This window comes from Azospirillum argentinense, from assembly GCF_000632475.1.
Taxonomy (GTDB): Bacteria; Pseudomonadota; Alphaproteobacteria; order Azospirillales; family Azospirillaceae; genus Azospirillum; species Azospirillum baldaniorum.
This window is the reverse complement of record NZ_CP007798.1, coordinates 121,449-140,284: the sequence shown is the minus strand read 5'-3', so window position 1 is coordinate 140,284 and position 18,836 is coordinate 121,449. Positions and strand designations below refer to the sequence as shown.

Annotated in this window: 12 protein-coding genes; 5 read left to right on the top strand and 7 right to left on the bottom strand. The window is 65.4% G+C overall.

Features of this window, described 5'->3' with window-relative positions:
* Positions 1-144: 144 nt before the first annotated feature.
* Positions 145-1,005, top strand: coding sequence for an ABC transporter permease (locus ABAZ39_RS32680; protein WP_200475616.1), 861 nt, complete (start codon positions 145-147; stop codon positions 1,003-1,005).
* 14 nt (positions 1,006-1,019) lie between these two features.
* Positions 1,020-1,847, top strand: coding sequence for an ABC transporter ATP-binding protein (locus ABAZ39_RS32675; protein ID WP_051658846.1), 828 nt, complete (start codon positions 1,020-1,022; stop codon positions 1,845-1,847).
* Positions 1,848-1,872: 25 nt separating this feature from the next.
* On the opposite strand, the gene ABAZ39_RS32670 is transcribed toward ABAZ39_RS32675, so the two are convergent.
* The 7 genes from ABAZ39_RS32670 to ABAZ39_RS32640 form a co-directional block, all read right to left on the bottom strand.
* Positions 1,873-3,165: a nucleotide sugar dehydrogenase gene (locus tag ABAZ39_RS32670; RefSeq protein WP_040138525.1), complete on the bottom strand. Its 1,293-nt coding sequence runs from the start codon at positions 3,163-3,165 to the stop codon at positions 1,873-1,875.
* Between the two features lie 167 nt (positions 3,166-3,332).
* Entirely contained in the window at positions 3,333-4,718 is a 1,386-nt protein-coding gene (locus tag ABAZ39_RS32665) for a DUF2142 domain-containing protein (RefSeq protein WP_160174890.1), read from the bottom strand.
* A gap of 59 nt (positions 4,719-4,777) precedes the next feature.
* Positions 4,778-6,145 carry a DUF2142 domain-containing protein gene (locus ABAZ39_RS32660; RefSeq protein ID WP_040138523.1) on the bottom strand — a complete coding sequence of 456 codons (1,368 nt, stop codon included), beginning with the start codon at positions 6,143-6,145 and terminating at the stop codon, positions 4,778-4,780.
* Positions 6,146-6,182: 37 nt separating this feature from the next.
* Positions 6,183-7,625: a class I SAM-dependent methyltransferase gene (locus tag ABAZ39_RS33660; protein WP_051658845.1), complete on the bottom strand. Its 1,443-nt coding sequence runs from the start codon at positions 7,623-7,625 to the stop codon at positions 6,183-6,185.
* A 194-nt stretch (positions 7,626-7,819) separates the two neighbouring features.
* Complete coding sequence (locus ABAZ39_RS37625) at positions 7,820-9,364, bottom strand: M10 family metallopeptidase (protein WP_040138522.1); 1,545 nt, start codon at positions 9,362-9,364, stop codon at positions 7,820-7,822.
* Positions 9,365-10,078: 714 nt separating this feature from the next.
* Entirely contained in the window at positions 10,079-11,062 is a 984-nt protein-coding gene (fcl, locus tag ABAZ39_RS32645) for a GDP-L-fucose synthase (RefSeq protein ID WP_040138521.1), read from the bottom strand.
* 143 nt (positions 11,063-11,205) lie between these two features.
* Positions 11,206-13,323 (bottom strand): glycosyltransferase family 4 protein, encoded by a 2,118-nt coding sequence (locus tag ABAZ39_RS32640; RefSeq protein WP_160174889.1) that lies wholly within the window; start codon positions 13,321-13,323, stop codon positions 11,206-11,208.
* 590 nt (positions 13,324-13,913) lie between these two features.
* Here ABAZ39_RS32640 and ABAZ39_RS32635 point away from each other — a divergent pair.
* Genes ABAZ39_RS32635 through ABAZ39_RS32625 form a run of 3 tightly spaced genes read left to right on the top strand, consistent with a single transcriptional unit; the run spans position 13,914 to position 18,758 of the window.
* Positions 13,914-16,139: a glycosyltransferase gene (locus ABAZ39_RS32635; protein WP_081863511.1), complete on the top strand. Its 2,226-nt coding sequence runs from the start codon at positions 13,914-13,916 to the stop codon at positions 16,137-16,139.
* On the top strand, positions 16,136-17,329 hold the full coding sequence (locus ABAZ39_RS32630; RefSeq protein ID WP_040138518.1) for a glycosyltransferase family 4 protein: 1,194 nt from the start codon (positions 16,136-16,138) through the stop codon (positions 17,327-17,329). Before ABAZ39_RS32635 ends, ABAZ39_RS32630 begins: the two co-directional genes overlap by 4 nt.
* Entirely contained in the window at positions 17,313-18,758 is a 1,446-nt protein-coding gene (locus ABAZ39_RS32625) for a hypothetical protein (protein ID WP_144243689.1), read from the top strand. The genes ABAZ39_RS32630 and ABAZ39_RS32625 overlap by 17 nt, the downstream gene beginning before the upstream one ends.
* Positions 18,759-18,836 lie beyond the last annotated feature (78 nt).

Genomic DNA, 18,836 nt, shown 5'->3' with positions numbered 1-18,836 from the left:
CGGCCCCAGCCCCTCACGAAACGGGGCCTCCGGGACATCCGGGGGCGGTTCCCCCACCTCGCTCGAAGGGCGCTTGCGTCGGCCCGCCGTTCGGACGTATGACTGCCGGGCCGCCGACCAGGGAACCTTCCTGTGCAGGATTTCGTGACTTCCAAAACCTCCGGCCCGGCCACAGGGACGCCGTCCCGCCCGTCTCCCCGCTTGGTTCTGACCGCGGTCCCCAACTGGGGGCTGACCCTCACCGACCTCCGGCAAGGTCTGTCGATGTGGCGGCTGTGGGGCGGCATGGGGTGGAACGACGTGTTGCAGCGTTACCGGCGCTCGCTTCTCGGGCCGTTCTGGCTCACCCTCAGCATGGCGGTGATGATCGGGACGCTGGGCTTCCTCTATGCCCATCTGCTGCGCACCGACGTCGCCGATCTGATGCCCTATCTCTGCCTGGGGCTTCTGGTCTGGGGGTTCCTCAGCAGCCTGCTGAATGAATCGGGCATGGTGTTCGTCGGATCGGAAGCCTACATCCGGCAGATGCGTCTGCCCTTCACATTGCATGTCTGCCGTTACATCTGGCGCAACCTGATCATCTTCGGGCACAACGCGGTGGTCTATGTGGTGGTGGCCGTGATCTTCGGGATCGTGCCGGGCTGGGCCTCCCTGCTCGCCGTTCCGGGACTGCTCCTGATCCTGGTCAACGCCCTCAGCGTCGGCATGTTGCTGGGCATGGTCTCGACCCGGTTCCGCGACATTCCGCAGATCATCACCAGCCTGACCCAGGTGATCTTCTTCCTCACCCCCATCATATGGAAGCCGGAGATGCTGGGCGACCGCGTCGCCCTGGCGCTGGTCAACCCGGTGCACCATTTCATCGAGCTTCTGCGCCAGCCCCTGCTGGGGCAGGTGCCCTCGGCCCTGACCTACGCGGTCACACTGGGTTTCACCGCGCTGTCGGTGGCGGCGAGCCTGCTGTTCCTGCACCGCTTCCGCAACCGCATCGCCTATTGGATCTGAAGAGCGCTTCCGCGATGTCAGCCTCCATCTCGCTCCGCGACGTATCGGTCCATTTCTCGCTGTACCATGGTGGGTCGCGGTCGCTGAAACGCGCCCTGCTGTCCCGCGGGACGGCCGGACGGATCGCGTCCGACGCCACCAACCGCATCTATGTGGAGGCTCTGAAGGACCTGTCGCTGGACATCCAGCACGGCGACCGGGTGGGGCTGATCGGGACGAACGGGGCGGGGAAGACCACCCTGCTGCGCGTGCTGGCCGGCATCTACGAACCGACCATCGGCCAGGTCGAGATCAACGGTCGGGTGACGCCGATGTTCGACATCGGGCTCGGCATGGACATGGACCAGAGCGGCTATGAGAACATCATCCTGCGCGGTCTGCTGATCGGCCTGTCCCGCGAGGAGATCAAGAAGCATGTCGCCGACATCGCCGAGTTCACCGAACTGGGCGATTATCTCCACATGCCGTTGCGGACCTATTCGGCGGGGATGACTCTGCGGCTGACCTTCGGCATCTCGACCTGCATCGCGCCGGACATCCTGCTGATGGATGAATGGGTGGTCGCCGGCGATTCGAAGTTCCTGCACAAGGCCCAACTGCGGCTGGCCGACTTCATCCACCGCTCTTCCATCATGTTCCTGGCCTCCCATTCCAACGACCTGATCCGGATGTGGTGCACCAAGGCCCTGTGGCTGGAGAATGGCTGCCTGCGCGCGTTCGGTCCGGTGGACAGCGTCATGGACGAGTACCAGGCCATCTGCGACGAGGCCGCCAAGGAGGCCGACGCGGCCGCCGGCCTGCCCGAGGGGGCCTCTCTGGCCGCGTCGGTCCGCCGGTTCTGACACCGCCCCGCCGACCGGCCTCGGATCAGAGGCGCCAGAGCTGAACGCCATCCGGCTTGCGGGTGCGGTCGAGCATTCCCTTGACGTCCATGACCAGGCCACGCCGGTCCTTCAGCAGGCCGGTCACCAGATCCCAGCCCTCCGACCGGTACGCGGCATGGGGCACCGCTAGGATCACGGCGTCGGCCGGCGGCAGCGCCACGCGCGGAGTGAGAGTCAGGCCGTATTCGCGGGCGGCCTCGTCCGCCGGAGCCAACGGGTCGTGCATGGCGACCTCCACGCCGAACCCGCGCAGCTCCGACACGATGTCGACCACGCGGGTGTTGCGGATGTCCGGCACGTCCTCCTTGAAGGTCAGGCCCAGCACGGTGACCCGCAAAGGCCCGGCCTGTCCGCCGCGGCTGCGCAGAAGCCGTTTGACCGTTTCCTGGGCCACATACTGGCCCATGGTGTCGTTGATCCGGCGGCCGGCCAGGATGACCTCCGGATTGTGGCCGAGCTGCTCCGCCCGATGGGTGAGATAGTAAGGATCAACGCCGATGCAGTGCCCGCCGACCAGCCCCGGCTGGAACGGCAGGAAGTTCCACTTGGTGCCGGCGGCCTCCAGAACATCGCGGGTGTCGATGCCCATGCGATGGAAGATCACCGCCAGCTCGTTCATCAGCGCGATGTTGACGTCGCGCTGGGTGTTCTCGATGACCTTGGCGGCTTCGGCCACGGCGATGGAGGGAGCCTCGTGCACGCCGGCCTTCACCACGCTGCCGTAGACCGCCGCGACGAGAGCCCGCGTCCGCGGGTCCGAGCCGGAAACGACTTTGGTGATGGTTTCGAAGCGGTGTTCCCGGTCGCCGGGGTTGATGCGCTCCGGCGAATAACCGACGGTGAAGTCCCGCCCATGGGTCAGACCCGATTCCGCTTCCAGCACCGGCACGCAGTCCATCTCCGTGGCGCCGGGATAGACGGTGGACTCGTACACCACCACGTCGCCATGTTTCAGATGGCACCCCACGGTGCGGCTGGCGGCCAGCAGCGGGCGCAGGTCCGGGCGGTGGGCGTCGTCGATCGGCGTCGGCACGGTGACGATGTGGAAGTCGGCCCGCGCCAGATCCGCCGGGTCGTCGGTCAGGTGCAGGCTGGCCTCGGCCAGCTCTGCATCCGGCACCTCGCCCGTGTGGTCGTGCCCGTTCCGCAGCGCCCCGATGCGCTGTGCGTCGATGTCGAAGGCGACGACGGGAACCCCGGCCCGCCCGAACGCAACGGCCACCGGCAGGCCGACATAGCCGAGTCCGATGACCGAGATGTGGCGGGAATGGGTCATGACGAGAAGGCTCCGCAGTCAGAGAGGTGTGAACCGTGCCGGGTTTTCGGGAGGCCGTTCGGTTGAATCACGCCGCCATGACGGCGCCCTCGGTCCAAGGATGATAGCGCGAGAATGATGGCGCGCCTGGGCCTTCGCGGCAAAAATGCCGCCGGGCGATCCCGGCCTCAGCCGGCTTGAAGATAGAAGCGCCCGATCACCATCGTCGGCACGGTCAGCAGCGTGGCGATGGGGAAGACCAGAACCGGGACCGCCGTCGCCAGCCGCAGCGCCGCCGGTGCGGCGATGGCCGGCATCAGCAGGCCGGCCGTCGCGGCGAGCGGCAGGAAGTAACGTCCCTGCACCCCCTCCACGAACGTTCCGCCGACGCGCGAGAAGCTGAGATACTGGATCACGAGAATGCCGAGGAACGAGGCGCCCACGCTCAGCCAAGCGACGGCGAGCTGCCGCCGCGTCAGGCCCGGCGGACCCAGGACTTCGGTGGCGCAGGCCAACAGCAGCACCACGCCGGCAAGGATGTAGAACCAGGATGGGGCCGTGAAGGCCGCCTGCCCCCACCCCAGAAAGGCGATCATCATGACGTAGTAACCGTGGGTGTACATCAGGGCCGTGTTCCACAGCACCGTGAAGAGGGACAGCGGGTCGGCGATCAGGTGGCGGAGTTGATCGCCCATCATCGGGACGATGCCGGAATGGGGTTGCGGTACCTGGACGTAGATGGCCACCCACACGATCCAGGCCAGCGTCGCCGCGACCGCGCCGCCCACCACGGTGAGGGCTGAGAAGCGGCCCGTCAGGCGCGGCGCCACGGAGGGCAGAAGAAGCGGCAGGATGAAGACCAAGTTGGTCGGACGCGACATGGACAGCAGGGCGACCAGGACGGCGGCCCCCAGATACTCCGCCCCGGTCGCCGGTCGCCGGCCGCACATCGGCCGGGACAGCAGGGCGGCGAGCAGCGCCCCGCCGGACAGCAGCAGCGCATCCTGCGAGCAGGAAGCGAACTGCGCGAGCGACATGGGCAGCAGCATCGTGGCGAAGATCACGAAGCGGCCCCGTGCCGCCAGGGCGATGGCGAGCGCGGTCAGGGACGCCGCAACCGCGCCGTTGATGAGCCGCCCCAGGATCAGCGTCGTCTCCACCGGCAGCTTGGCCGCCTTGCCGATCCAGATGGCCACGGTCACCGGAAGATAGAGGGTAGGAGGATAAACGGCGGTGTTGGGCGTGTTGGCGAACATGCGATTGCCGCTCCACGTCACCGCATGGGACCGGTCCTGCATGCTGCGGGTAACACGCTTGTCGGCCTCGGCCAGGATCGGCCAGTAGACCTCCAGCAGCGAGAGAAGGCCGGTGTCGATCGTTCCCCCGGCGTCGAACGGTCCCGTGCGCCAGTTCAGGGGCGCTCCATGGCTCACCTGCTCGGCCCGCATGGCGTGGTTCGTCTCGTCCGGGTTCAGGTAGGCCGGCATCGTGATGGAGAGGAAGATCACCATGGGCAGCGCATAGGCCAGGAACAGCAGGGGCAACCCGCGCTCCAGCCGCGCCAGAATGGCCACGGAGGCCTCGGAGACCCGTTGAAATGCGGAACCGGTGCGCAAGAGGACGTCCATGGGGCTCACGTGGCGTAGTGAAGGGCGATCGTGGTGGGGAGGGTGGCGGCGGCCAGCACAGGCGTCAGAAAAGGCGCGCCCGCCGACAGCGCCGCCAGCGGTGCCGGCAGCCTCCAGTGCGGAAGAAGCAGGCCGAGGAACAGCGCCGGGGTCAGGAAATAGCGCCCCTGCACCCCCAGGATGTGGGCGAAGCCCACGGGTGAGAAATCCAGATACTGGATCGTCATGATCAGCAGCCAGGTGCCGGCCACGGCGATCACTCCCGTCCCGCGGAACAGCCCGTTGCCGCCGCTGGCGGTATGGCCGTCCCGCAGCAGGGCGAGCCCGATCCCCAGGGCGGCGACGCCGTAGACCCAGCCGGGCAGGAAGACGTCGAGCAGCCCGAAGACGGCGACGGCCTGGAGGAGATAGCCGTGTCCCAGATCGGACATGGTCCGCCACAGGACGGCGCCGTAGGTGGCCGGGGACGTCAGGATGCCGGTCAACTGCTCCGTCATCGAATAGTGGAAGGGCGAGGCCCACCAGGGCACCTTGATCGTCGTGCCGGCATAGAGCGACCAGCCGGCGGTGACGGCGACCAGCCCGAGCGTCGGCAGGATGCCCCATGGGGCGAGCGGGCGTCGGGCGAGCGCCCAGGGCAGAAGGGCGAGCGGCACCAGCGGCGGGCGGGTGACGAAGAGCAGCGCCAGCAGCGCGGTGATCCAGGCGATTTCCACGCCGGTGGCCGCCCGCCGTTCCGACAGGGGGCGGGAGGCCAGTGCGGCGGCGAGCGCCCCGACCGTGATCAGGAGCCCATCCTGCGACACCGCGGCGTATTGCGACACCGCCGTCGGGAACAGCAGGACCGTGGCCGCCACGGTCCTGCCGGTGCGGAACAGGGCGAGCGCCGTCACCAGGACCGCCACGGCGGCGAGGAGGTTCAGGAGGCGCGCCGCGTAGAAGGTCTGGTGGATGCTGGCCCCCAGCGCCTTTCCTCCGAGAATGGCGGCCACCGAGGGGAGATAGAAATAGGGGGGGTAGATCGCGGTGTTGCGGAAATCGATGGTCATCGCCGGGCCGCCCCATTTGATGGCGGCTTCGGGAAGCCCCCGGATGGACGGCGGAGGCGGGCTGCGGTTGATCTGGGCGCTGATGTAGGGAACGAACGCCGCCATCAGGTTGCCGTCGATCGTGCCGCCGGCCTCGGTTCGATCCGCGCCGATCCGGCGGCCCAGCAGTTCCCCCCGGCTGATCTGTTCAGCCCGGTAGAGGTGGTTCATCTCGTCGGGGTTGTAAAGCGGTGGCATCAGGATGAGGAAGAGGAGACCGAGCGCCACCGTCACGGCCCCGGCGATCCAGGGCAGCCAATCCGGCCGCTGTGCGTCGTCTCTCATCGTCGTCTTCCGGTCCCGCTGGCGGCATCGGCCTGCGTCAGGTGGCGGGGCGCACAGGGTACTGGGCGGCACGATCCCGGCTCTCGTCGAAATCCATCGGCCAGGCGACGGCGCCGTCCGGCAGATCGCGCACCTTGCGGGCCAGGATGAAGGCGTTGCCGTAGCCGGGATTGATCGGAACGGAGGCGAAGACGCCGCGCCGTTCCTCCGGATACATGTGCATGACGTTCACCATGCCGGCGGCGATCACCTCGAAGCCGGTCGCCGGCCCGAACAGCACCTTCAGCCCCTCGTCGGAATAGCGCCAGAAATCGTTGGGCGTTTCATGCAGCGGGTAGGTCTGCGGGGCGCTGTGGAAGACGATGCCGCCCATGCTCAGCGCGCGGTTGGAGGCCGCCGCCAGGACCCAGGGGCAGGCGAGATGCTCGATCACCGACAGGGAGAAGACGGCGTCGATGCCGCCCTGCCCGACGAGGCGGTCGAGTGCGTGGGCGTCGCCCACCACATCCACGCCGGGGGCGGCGTGGATGTCGATGCCGACATAGCGCTTCGCCCCGGTGAAATAGCTGCGCATGTTCTCGCTCGCCTCGCCGACATGGCGGGACCCGATTTCGGCGACGACGAGGTTGCGTTCGTTCACCTCCGTGACGAAACGGCCAAGCGTATGGACGAAGTCGTTGATAGTGTCGTGCTGGTACTCCGTCCAGGGCTCCTTCAGCAGGGTGCTCTTGGGAAGCTCGATGGGGATGGAGCGGCTGCCGGCATCGCTCGTCACCTCGAAATGGACCGGCTGGCCGGGTCGGCCCTGCACATAGCCGACGAAGCCGCTGTCCACGACATGCGGATGGTCCGGATAGAAGGCCAGCAGGTCCTCGCGGCGGCGGAACTCCGGCACGTCGTAGACGTCGTCGCCGACCCGGATGCGCAGGCCGGTCAGCTTGTGCTGGTGGCAATGAATCCAGCCCTCGAAATACATCCCGTGCTTGTCGCACCAGAAGACGTCGATGCCGTAGGCCACCGGAAGCGCGTCGTTCGAGCCGGGCAGCACCCGCGCCATGCCGAACGTGCTGGCCGACGGAAGCACGACGGGCGGACGGGCGTCGAGCCCGATGCGCCGGGCGTGGGCGGCCAGAGCGGCGGTGGCCGGCGGCGTCTCGCCCTGGGTCACGAACAGATGGAAGACGTCCCCGGCTTCGTTGGCGAAGGCCGGGAAGGGAACCGGAAAGCTGTTCCGGAACAGCGTCCAGTCGCGCACGCTCAATTGGCGGGAATCGCCGGTGGCCGGCTGCACCACGCTGACCGTGACCGGCCGGTCGGGCGCGAGCGGAGCCCCCTGCAGGTCGAGCCGTATGCTGGCGAGGCCGCCCGTTTCAGCCACGAAGCGTTCGGCCACGATCAGCCGGGGGATGTGTCCCAGGCGGTGGACAAAAGGCTGGGCAGGCTCCGGCAAGCGGGCGGCGATACGGGCGAGCAGGCTCATAAGACGGGACTTCCTGGCCGGGCGGGGCAGAGAGGAACGGCGATGGCGCCGGTGTATGCCCGGAGCGGGCCCGGCGATATTGGATAAGTCGCCTTTCCAGAGCAAGCCTCTTGGCCCGGTTGTGCAGCGCCTTCCGGCTGCACGGCTGCCCGCACGGGAGCGGGACGCGCCGGATGGCCGTCCCGCTCCCTCCGTCAGGCGAGCGCCCAGATGCTCAGGTAGCCCTGGCCGACCGCGGAGGTCAGCGCGTCGATCGGCTTTCCGCTGAAGGTGAGGCAGGCGTCCGGTATGCCGTCGCCGTTGAAGTCGACGTTCGCGGTCGCTCCCTTGCTCCCTTCGGCTCCGGCCATGGCTTCCCAGGTCAGGGAAGAGGTTCCGTTCTGCCAGCCCCAGAGGACGGCCATCTCCCCGGCCTCGATGTCGGTGATGGTCGACCAGACCGGCTGCCCGCTGCGTCCGTCGAGGAAAAAGGTGTCGTGACCGGAGCCGCCGACCAGAAAATTGGAGCCGGTCCCACCGTCGATCACGTCGTCGCCGCCGCCGCCGACCAGGGCGTCGTTGCCGGCTAGGCCGTGGATGAAGTCGTTGCCGTCCGTTCCGGCGACGGCCTCGCTGGCGTTCGTGCCGATCCATTGCCATTGCAGGAAGTCCACCGGTCCGGCATAGGCCGCCGCCTGCTGCAGCAGGGTCTGGCTCGACGAGACGCTCCCGATCGAAAAGAAGGTGTTTGCCCAGGTGCCCGGAGCGGCATCGGGATTCGGGGCCATCACGATGTTGCCGAAGGACAGGTGCTCGATGTTCCGCAGGATGCTGACACCGTCGCGGCCGGAGACCGTCACTTCGTTCGGCGCGGTGTTCATGATCGTGTAGTCGTGGAAGGCGCCGCTGAAAAGGGCCGTGTCGAACCCGTTTCCGCCATCCAGCAGATCGTTGCCGCCGCCGCCGCTGAGCGTGTCGTCCCCGTCGCCACCGTAGAGTTGGTTGTCCCGGCTGTTGCCGATCAGCATGTCGTTTCCGGAACCGCCGATCGCCGCCTCGATCCACGTGTCGTAGGCGATGCCGAGCGTTGCCGTTTTCAGGGTGAAGCCGGCCGTCCAGGTGGGGCCAAGGTTGCTGTAGGTGCCTGGGACGAGGCTGATCAGGGCCGGGGTCGTCTGGTTCGACCAGTCGATGGTGTCGTGGCCGCCGGCGTCCCAGATGGTTTCCAGGATCTTCTCTCCAGGCTGCCAGGAATAGACGGTGTTGCCGGCGTTGGTCGTCATGTTGGCGCCGTACAATTGCTGGATGGCCAGCACATCGTTCACCATCGGGGTGTTCGGGAAACGGCTTTGCCAATAGCCGAAATCGGCCGGCAGGCTGGGGGTGGAGCGGTAGCTCATCACCGTATATTGCTGGGCGTCGATCTCCCTGGGGGCGGCTGGAAAGACGCCGTCGGTCTCGTGCGGATGCTTCAGGCCGAGCGCGTGGCCGATCTCGTGAACGGCGGTCAGATAGGCGTAGGAACCGGGCTCCCAGGACAGGCCGGGATCGGCGAACTGCAGGCCGAACCAGATGTCGCCGCCTTCCGGCAGGGTGCCGTGGGGCATGATCGTGTAGGCAATCGACGGCGCTGCGCTGCCGCCGATGCGGATGTCGCCGCAGGAATCCCCGGTGTCGGGAACCTCGATCAGGGAAATGTTCGCCACCGCGCTCCAATGCGCGAAGGCGGTGCGGATGGCATCCTTGGCTGTGTCGGACAAGGTCCAGGCGCTTCCCGGGTCCGGCGTCGCGTAAAAGGGCTGATAGGTTGATACACCCGCCGTCCCAAAGGAGTAGGTGAGGGTAACGCCTTCTCCTGCCAGATTCCCCCATTGGTATTGCGATATCAAAGAATCAGCAATGATGTTTCCACTTGGCTGCGCCCTGGTCACAGGGAAAACGGAGTCCGGCGTGCTCATACGACGCCCCTAAATTTTCAGTGGAAAGTGATTTCCTTAATTTGATGTTTTCTATGAGCGATTAAATTGTTCAGTTGTGTTTAGTAATCTCTATTTGTGACTAATAGAAAATGATTGCGCAGTTTTCGTGTGGTGCAGCAATTATGGAATTGCTGCCTGCGATGGGCTTAGACTGAACAGGTTTTGGGAAAAAGCGGGCGCAAAATCTGTCGGGTGCCTGGGTATTCCCAAGGTGACAGAAGAATCCGTCAGGATTATTCGTGTGGATGAGACGCTCAAAAAGCCATTGTGAAGACGATTCCGCGCCTCGCCGACGGCGTGATGCCAGCGGCTTTGGAGGCTGACTCGTCCCCTTTGGCAGCCCTGCAGACTCACGCCTGCGAAGGCAAGCAGCCGGCCGGCTGCGCCCGCCGTTTGAGAGCAAGCGTAGAGCCTGACACATCAGGCTCTACGCTTGATGGTAGGAGGCTGCAACCGAATGAGGCGATGTGGATCCGAAGCGAACGGAGGCCTGCTTCAGGGGCCGCGCAATGTGCCTTTGCCGAGATTGCTCCGGTACCATGCATAGGTGCGTGCGAAGCCTTCGTGCAGCGGGGTCGACGCCGTCCAACCCATCGCCTCCATGCGGCTGACGTCCATCACCTTGCGCGGGGCGCCGTCGGGCTTGCTGGTGTCGAAGTGGAATCCGCCCTCGTAGCCGATTACCTCCGCCAACAGCTCGGCCAGCCCACGGATGGAGATTTCCTGGCCGGTGCCGAGATTGACGTGCGGTTCTTCGGAGTAATGCTTGGCCAGGAAAACAAGGCCATCGGCGAGGTCGTCGACGAACAGGAACTCGCGCATGGGGGTGCCGGTCCCCCAGAGTTCCACCGTGTCCGCCCCGCTTTCCTTGGCTTGGTGGATCTTGGCCAGCAGCGCCGCGGCGACATGGCCCTGCTGCAGATCGAAATTGTCCCCGTAGCCGAACAGGTTGGTCGGCATGGCGGAGACGAAGTCGCAACCATACTGCCGCCGGTAGGCTTGGCACAGCTTGATGCCGGCGATCTTGGCGATCGCGTACCACTCGTTGGTCGGTTCCAACGCCCCGGTGAGGAGGGCGTCCTCACGCATCGGCTGTTCGGCCAAGCGCGGGTAGATGCAGGACGAGCCGAGGAAAACCAGCTTCCGGACGCCGGTGCGCCAAGCCGCGTGGATGATGTTCGTCTCGATGGCAAGATTGTCGTACAGGAATTCGGCGGGGCGCGTGCTGTTGGCGTGGATGCCGCCGACCGTCGCTGCGGCCAGGAAGACGGCATCGGGCCGGGCCGCGGCCATCCACTCCTCCACCTCCGCCTGCCGGCGCAGTTCCAACGCCTCCCGGCCGACGGTCAGAACCTCGCAACCCTCCCGCTCCAGGCGGCGCACGATGGCCGAACCGGCCATACCGCGATGGCCGGCAACCCAGACACGTTTGCCTTCAAGAGAGAAAGGGGCAAAGGAGGACGGGGACGACGACGGCATGTCTGGACTCCTGGAAACGGACAGCGAAGCACCATGGATCGGAACGGCGGCGAAAGCCAGCCGCGTCCGTCCGTCCGTGATGGCCGGCAACGGGATGGCAGGGCTGCGGGGCGTCGGGCTTTCTGCCCCGGCGCCCCGCGGGATCATCCTGCCGGCTTCTCCAAAGCCCGCATCGACAGCCGTTCCATGACCTCCAGGCGCCCGAGCACATCATCGAAGCGGTTGACCAGGAAGCGCTTGAAGCCAAGCCCAATTCCGCGGGCGTCGATCGCTCTCAGCTCCGCCTGCTTAGCGGGATCATGTCGGGTTCGGACCATCAGCCGTGAGGGCAGGACGCGCCCTTCGGCATCGTGGCGCGGCTGCATGCGGAAGGTCACGAACACTTCTTCGCTGTTCAGATAGCCGGCGGCCAGGATCTCCCCGTCCTCCTCGATGTGGAAGGACATCCCGCGCAAAGGGTCCGGCACATTGAGCAGCAGGCAAGCCTGCACTCCGCCCTGGGATTCCTGCGGCAGAAGAAAGCCGAGGCCGGCATCCGGATAGCGGGACCAGACACCCCAGCTCTCGGGCTCGCACCAGGATTCGCCGATGCGGAACTCCTCGGCCGCCAGGAAGGCCGCGTCCGACAGATAGGCGCTGGTCAGCCGGGCACGCCGCGTTTCCAGGATTTGCGCCATCATCTCTTCCCCCAGCCGGTCGGACAGGGCGTCCGGCAGGGCGCCGAAGCAGTATTCCTGCCCGCAGTCGATGGTGGGGAAGATGCTGGTGCGCGGCTTGCGTCCGGCCTCCAGGCAACCGGTGATCACCCGCTCGGCCACCGTCCGCCAGGAGACCGGCTGATAGCTGGTGACGACCTTGTGCTCCAGCCCCTCGCGCCAGGCGGCGTCGGTGATCAGCCGGCGCAGCACCGGGATGGCGGAACCGGTGTCGTTGGGATCGATGTAGACCGCGTAATCGCCGCCGACCTCCGGCAGGGAGGACGTTCTGCTGGTGACGCACAGCTTGCCCTTGGCCAGCGATTCACCCACCGGCAGGCCCCAGCCCTCGTAAAGGCTCGGATAGACGGTGAACAGGCAGTTCTTGTAGAGCCAGTCCAGTTCCTCGTCCGAGACATCCTTCAGGATGTGGATCCGGCGCTGGAGATTGTTGGTTTCCGTCAGCTTGGACAGGAATTGTTCGGCCCGCCACCCCAGCCGGCCGACGCAGACGAGATCCGGCACATCGACGCCGGCCTTCACCAGTTCCTGCCAGACACGGAAGACGAAGATGTGGTTCTTGCGCCCCTCGATCGTGGACACGAAGAGGGTGAAGGGCTTGCGGATGCGCTCCATGAACAGCGGCGACGGCGGGGCGCCGGCGGCGATGAACTCATCGAAGGTGGAGCCGTTCTGGGTGACGATGACCGGAGGGGCCGTCACGCCGATCTCTTCCGCGTAGCGCTGCAAATCCCGCGCGGTGTTCTGCGAGACAGCGAAGAAGAGGTCGGTGTTGCGCAGGGCGCGCTTGAGGAAACTCGTGAAGACGCGCGCCGTTCCCTGGTCGCAGGTTTCGCGGGCGTAGATCGGGATCAGATCATGCACGACCATGGCGAAACGCAGATCGAGCACGCGCTTCAATTCCACCACGCGCCGGAAGTAGTCGCGGTTGACCCAGGCGGCTCCCAGCAGGCACAGCACGGCTGACTGGCCGGCGAGCGCGCCGAAACTCTGATGCAGCGGCGCCGACTGCGGCAGGAGGCCCACCTTGGCGTCCTCCCTGGAGTAGGCGATCCGCCGGTCACGGGCCGGACGCAGCAGATCCTCCAGCAGGGCGCTCATGAACTCCACCGAAATATGGATGAAGTGCCCGCGGTGGTTGTTGTAGCTGAGGAACAGCAGGCGTCGCCGGTCATAGATGCCGTGACGCAGCATGGCCAGCAGGATGCAGGATTGCACCCGCTGGATGCCGGTCAGGTTGTCATGATGGCCGATGTAATAGACCAGATCCGAAATGTCGAACAGGATCAGGTTGTTGCCCGCAATGGCCACCCCCCGCTCGGAGAAAGGCTCCTGGGGCGCCGGGACGCTCGGCACGCCGAACAGCGAGACCGGTTCCTCGGCCGCCGCGTTGCCGGATTGCATGATCATACCCTCGTCATAGACGATCGCCGACAGAAGCTCCTTGCCCGTGCCCCTGGAAACGATCGCGATCCGGGTCGAGACCGGCAGGGGCGGTTGGAAGACGAGGTCGAACCCGCATTCCGGAGCGCCGTAGCCCGCCATCGCGACATCTTGGCGCGGAAGATTGGCGGCAATCTCCATTTCGTGGTTATCGCCAATGACAATTGAAATTGTGCCGGCGTCCTCGTTCAAGCTCTTGTACCAGCCAATCAAGCGCCCGCAATCGATATGATCGACCGAAACGATTTCCTGGCCGCTGTTTACAAAGCAACTGCGGGCACATTGATTGGTCAACATGGTCTTCCATGGGGGGCGGTGGAAGGGATGCTTGCGAACGGCTAGCATTTTACCTTTCCAAGGTCAACGAGATGAGGCATGCGCGAGTAATACCGTCGAGTGCAAGTCCTGACGTGCGCTCGACGGCATCACGCCGCGATGACAAGGGCCTCGGTTTGAGCATAGTCGTGCGCTGCGGCCTCAACGGGAAGGGTGGTGCCGATGCGTTCGACGCCGGCGACGGCCAGGGGCTCGGCGTGCCGCGTGGCGACGCATTGCGACCCGCGGTCGCCATGTGTGGATGAGGCCGCTGCCCTTGGCCGGGTCGGCCCGGCTGTGAGGTCTTGACGGGGGTGGCAACGGCCCCCTATCTTCCGGTAGTATAATTTCCCTGGTTCCCATTCGTGTGACAGGTAATGAAGAATTTTAATGTTCTGGTCGTCACTCCTACGCCGACCCATCCGACCACTCGCGGGAATCGCAAGCGCATCTTTCAAGTAACCAAAACACTGCAAAACCAGGGCGGAAATATTTACTTTGCTTATTTTCCTCGGGAATGGCTGAACAAAATAGACCCCAATTCTTACCGCGAACTTCGGGATGAATGGGAGTTTCTTTCGATCATTCACCCAAGCAAGCCGGTTGTATCCTCTACCGACCAGGACGCTTATGGTCTTGACGATTGGTGGGATGACGAGATTGGCCAGAATGTCAACTGGCTCGGCTGGGGCGTCTTTTTCGACATTGTTATTGTCAATTATGTCTTCTTCAGCAGGGCATTCGAGTGGGTGCATCCCAGGGCGTTGAAGGTTCTCGATACGCACGACCGCCTTGGTGGACGGAAGAAAATCCTGCAAAAGAACAACCTTCCTGCGGATTTCTTTTACACGACGGAAGCGGACGAAGCGCGTGGTCTGGCGCGCTCCGATGTCATTCTCGCGATCAAGTCCGAAGAGGCGGAGTATTTCCGCACCGTCACCGATCGGCCGGTGGTCACCCTTGGCCATTTCGAGTCCTTGCGCCTTCCGCCGCCGCCGGTTCGGCAGGGGCCCATCGTCTTTGGCTATGTCGGCAGCGAGAACCCCATCAACTGCGAGAACCTGCGCCGCTTCATGGAGGCGGCCGCCCCGCTTCTGGACGAATTCGCGGGTCGCGTCGAGGTGTGGATCGGCGGCCTGATTTCAACCTTCGCGCAAACGTTGCCGGATGCCCGGATGCCGCAGGTCCGGATCCTCGGCCGGGTGGCTTCCCTCGACGACTTCTATGCGTCCTGCGACTACATCATCAGTCCCTATGATTTCGGCACCGGTCTGAAGATCAAGACGGTGGAAGCCGTCTGCTATGGCAAGGCGGTCATCGGCACCGCCCATGCCTTCGAAGGCATCACCTCGACCGAACCCAGCCACCAAATCGAACGGATCGCCGACCTCATTCCGGTCTGCCGCCAGGCGATCACGCAGCCCGACGCGCTGCGGGGGCATCTGGAGGAGGTGTCGCAGCGCATCACCCGCTCCCTGCGCGACGATTTCGAGGGCAAGCTGGGCATGCTGGTGGAGGTGGCGCGCCAGCGTCGCTGCGCGGTCGTGCCGGTCGCAGAATTCTGGAAGGAGGATTCGGCGCCGCGCCGGCGCACCGCGTTCATGATCCGCCGGTTGTCCGAGCTGTTCCACGTCCACATCGTCTATCCGCACGCCAGCGATCTGGAAACGCGCGATGCGCTCCAGGAATGGCAATGGAAGAACATGATCCACGCCAACGTGGATGAAACCCCCGGCTTCGCCGCCGCCCGGCTCGCAGCGATCCGGCCGGTGCTCGCCATTCTGCAGGCCCCGCCGGACGATCACTGGGCCGTGGATGCCGGGAGCACGGTGGTCGCCGACGTCTCGGCGGAAACGCTGGAGCGATGGAAGACCTGGTTCGGCGAGGATGAAGGAGGCGGTTCGGTGCAAAGCGGAACGTCCTGCGTCTTCTCCACTGGCCTGTCGGTGTATGCCGGCTTGGCGCAGTCGTTGCCCAGGCGGGTCCAGAACTTCCTCGTTCCCATGATCGATACCGCCTTCAGCCGCAGCGACGAGGGCAACATCCTTGTCCTGTGCGACGATCTGGAACGCCACATCGACGCGATTCTGCGCCTTTACGCGTTTTTCTCCCGCGAACACCGCCGGTCGGTCACCATCGACGTCCATTCCTGCACGCCCGTCTCCGAAACCCTCGCCACACGGCTGGCCGGTTTCGAGCGCCTGCGCCTCGTTCAGGCCGACGCCTGCGATTTTTCCATCAGCCATGGCTACCGTGCCTGCGTTCACCTTGGCGCCGAACTTCCCGCGGCGGTCGAGATCAAGAGCCATCTCGTCAACCGCGGGGTCTGCCTGTTGCGGCTCGACCCGAATCCGAGCACGACCGGCCGCGCCCTGGATCATGAGGAGCGCTTCTCCGCCTTCGGTCCGCTTGTGGCCTCCCTGTTCTCCATTCTGTTCGTGAAGGGAGAGTACGAGGCCCGGTCCGCCCGCTTCCTCCGCTGGGCCGAGGAGAGGCATTCGGTCCAGCAGTTCGATCGCGTGATCAAGAGTTTCGCCGTCCAGTACGGGCAGCGCGAAGCTTCCCTGTTGAAGCTGCTGTCCAAGGCGGGCGCCACCCAATGAACCGGCTGCATGTGCTGATCCTCTGTCCGGCCGAGCGTTTCGGGGGAGCCGAGGTCTATCTGGTCGGGCTGATCGAGGCGCTGGGGGCTGCCGGCCATCGTGTCACCGCGGTCGTCGGCACGGAGGTCCACCACCGCCTTGCCGCCTTGCCCAGGGCCGCGTCCGCCACGCTGGTGGAGGACAATGACATCGTCTGGGACTGGTCGGTCGGGCCCGTGGAGAACATCCAGCGCCAGCAGGCCATGCTGGCCGGTCTTCTCGACCGTCTCCCGTCCACCGTGGACGTGGTTCCCTTCGTCAACCTCAATTGGTTGTCGGTCGGCACCGGGCTTCTGGCCGAGTTGACGGCACGCCGTCTTCCGTCGGTGGCACTGGTCCATCTCTGTCCCCACCCGATCGACATGACCGACGCCGAGCGCATGATCCTGCGGGCATCGATGCGCGGTCCGGTCCGCTGGGTTTGCGTGTCGCGCGACAATCGGTTCTTCATCGCCGACAGCCTGCGGGCCCCGGAAGGGGATATCCGCGTCGTCCACAACGGGCCGGCGAACACCGCCACGCTCGACGACGCCGCATTGGCCGAGCGTCGCGGCCAGCGGCCGGCGCTGCGCGCCCGCTACGGTTTCAGGGAGCAGGACCGCATCGTCCTCACGGTCGGTCGCCACGACACCCAGAAAGGGTTCGAGGAGGCGATCGCGGTGCTTCGCGACGTTGCCCGCGTCGAGCCCGACATCCACTATGTCTGGGTCGGCGGGGGCCGCTGTTCGGCACTGCATGAGGCGCTGGTCCGCCACAACCGGCTCCAGAGTCTCGTCACCCTGGTCGAAGAGACGGACCAGGTCGACGATTACTTCCTGCTCGCCGATCTCTTCTACTTCCCGACGAAGTACGAAGGGTTCAGCCTGGCGTTGGTCGAGGCGGCCTCGTTCGGTTTGCCGATCATCGCCAACGACGTCAGCAGCGTCGGAGAGCTTCTGGACGGTGAGCTTTCCCGAGGCCTGTGCAGAACCGCGTGGCACTGGCAGCATGTGGAGTGCATGGTCGAAATGCTGCGGCTCCCCCCGGAGCAGCGCGCCGCCATCGGCACCGCCACCCGCGCCCGAGCGAAGTCTTTTTCCCGTGATCACATGTACAGTCGGATGATGGACATCATCACCAAAAGCAGGGATTCCCATGAACAAGCCGATTGATGGTGGCCTTGCCGCGATGGAACAAGCACAGCTCCACAACGACCTGAAGGGTGTCTTCGGTCAGTTGATGTATGAGAACAGCCTCGATATCCGCCGCAAGCTGGAGAAGCTGAAGGGCGAAGGAGGCGGTTCCCAGGAGGTGCTCAACGCCGCAATCGGTCTGCTGGCTGACGAGATCGCCTACATGCGGACCGAGCGGATGGTGGACCGCATCGCCTCCGTGGACATGCTGGGCGTCGGCCGCCCGGTGTTCAATGGCAGCCTGTCCGGCAACGAACGCCCGGCGGGTCTGGAATCCATCGAGATTCCGATCTGGGGGTACTTTTCCGGCAACGGCTGGCACGGTTCGGAATGGCGCGACGGCACCAACCACGGCTTCCGTTGGAGCAGCCAGGCGATCGGCACGGTGGAGGTCCCGCTCCTTCGCGAACGGGATCTCGTCGTCGAATGGAAGGTGATGAAGTGCGTCGACGGCCTGGAACCGCACAGGCTGTCGGTCGTCGTCAACAACCGGAAGTACAAGACGGAGGTTGTCGACGATCCGGTGTCCCCGGATGAGGGGTTCTGGATTCGGGCGGTCCTGCCGCCCGATGCCCTGCTGTCGGGCCGTGTCCATCAGATCGGCATCCACGCTCCGGTCCAGCGCCGCCCGAGCGATTTCATCGCGAATTCCAAGGACGACCGCATGCTTGCGGTCGCGGTGACCTCCCTCGCCGTCTACCCGCGCAGCGAACCCGCCGGGATGGACTCCGCGGGCGGCCTGCAGGATCTTGCCCGGCTCGCCGAACGGGTCATCGACAGCATCCAGGCCGGTGACGCCATTGCCACCGCCGAATCCGACACGCTGGATCTCCGGCGGATCGCCGACGTCATGCCGGGAGAGGTTCTGTTCCTCCTGTTCCAGAAGTTTGCCGACCGCGTGCCGACACGCGAAGAGTTCGCCCTGTGGTGCGGCAGGCTGCGGGGCGCCGGCCCGGATGCGGCGAATGTGCTGAACGGCCTCGTCAAGCACCTTACCGGCCAGTCGAACGCCGTGACCATCGTGACGGATGCGGCCGACGAGGGGAAGGACACCGGGGTCTTCTACCATATGAGCCAGTTTCCCTTCGAAGGCGACCCGACCGAGGCGATCTCGCTTGCCTATCGGCGCCTTCTGAAGCGTGAGGCGGACGATTCCGGCCTGCGCTCCTACATGGAGGAACTCACGTCCGGTTCCGTGACGCCCGCCGGCTTCCTGCACACCCTGCAATTCTCCGGCGAGGCGCGGGACAAGGGCATCGTCACCTACATCGACGGGGCCAACGATCCGTCGGACGTGCAGAGCGCCCTTTACGGGACGATCAACCGGTTGCTGCGGACGGTCGCGGACCTTGAATATGAGCTTGCGTCCCTGCGCACCGGGCAGAAACCTCGCCCTCCAGCGCCGTAACCGGCTGACTCAAGCCGATACGGCGTGTCGCGGCTCCGCTTGCATCCCGAACCGCGGGAGGGCGGCAGTAAAAGAGTG

Coding starts and splice junctions, on each gene's coding strand:
- ABAZ39_RS32635 (WP_081863511.1), top strand. CDS start 13,914: ATGAAGAATTTTAATGTTCTGGTCGTCACTCCTACGCCGACCCATCCG.
- fcl (WP_040138521.1), bottom strand. CDS start 11,062: ATGCCGTCGTCGTCCCCGTCCTCCTTTGCCCCTTTCTCTCTTGAAGGC.
- ABAZ39_RS33660 (WP_051658845.1), bottom strand. CDS start 7,625: ATGAGCCTGCTCGCCCGTATCGCCGCCCGCTTGCCGGAGCCTGCCCAG.
- ABAZ39_RS32625 (WP_144243689.1), top strand. CDS start 17,313: ATGAACAAGCCGATTGATGGTGGCCTTGCCGCGATGGAACAAGCACAG.
- ABAZ39_RS32670 (WP_040138525.1), bottom strand. CDS start 3,165: ATGACCCATTCCCGCCACATCTCGGTCATCGGACTCGGCTATGTCGGC.
- ABAZ39_RS32630 (WP_040138518.1), top strand. CDS start 16,136: ATGAACCGGCTGCATGTGCTGATCCTCTGTCCGGCCGAGCGTTTCGGG.
- ABAZ39_RS32675 (WP_051658846.1), top strand. CDS start 1,020: ATGTCAGCCTCCATCTCGCTCCGCGACGTATCGGTCCATTTCTCGCTG.
- ABAZ39_RS32640 (WP_160174889.1), bottom strand. CDS start 13,323: ATGGCGGGCTACGGCGCTCCGGAATGCGGGTTCGACCTCGTCTTCCAA.
- ABAZ39_RS32660 (WP_040138523.1), bottom strand. CDS start 6,145: ATGAGAGACGACGCACAGCGGCCGGATTGGCTGCCCTGGATCGCCGGG.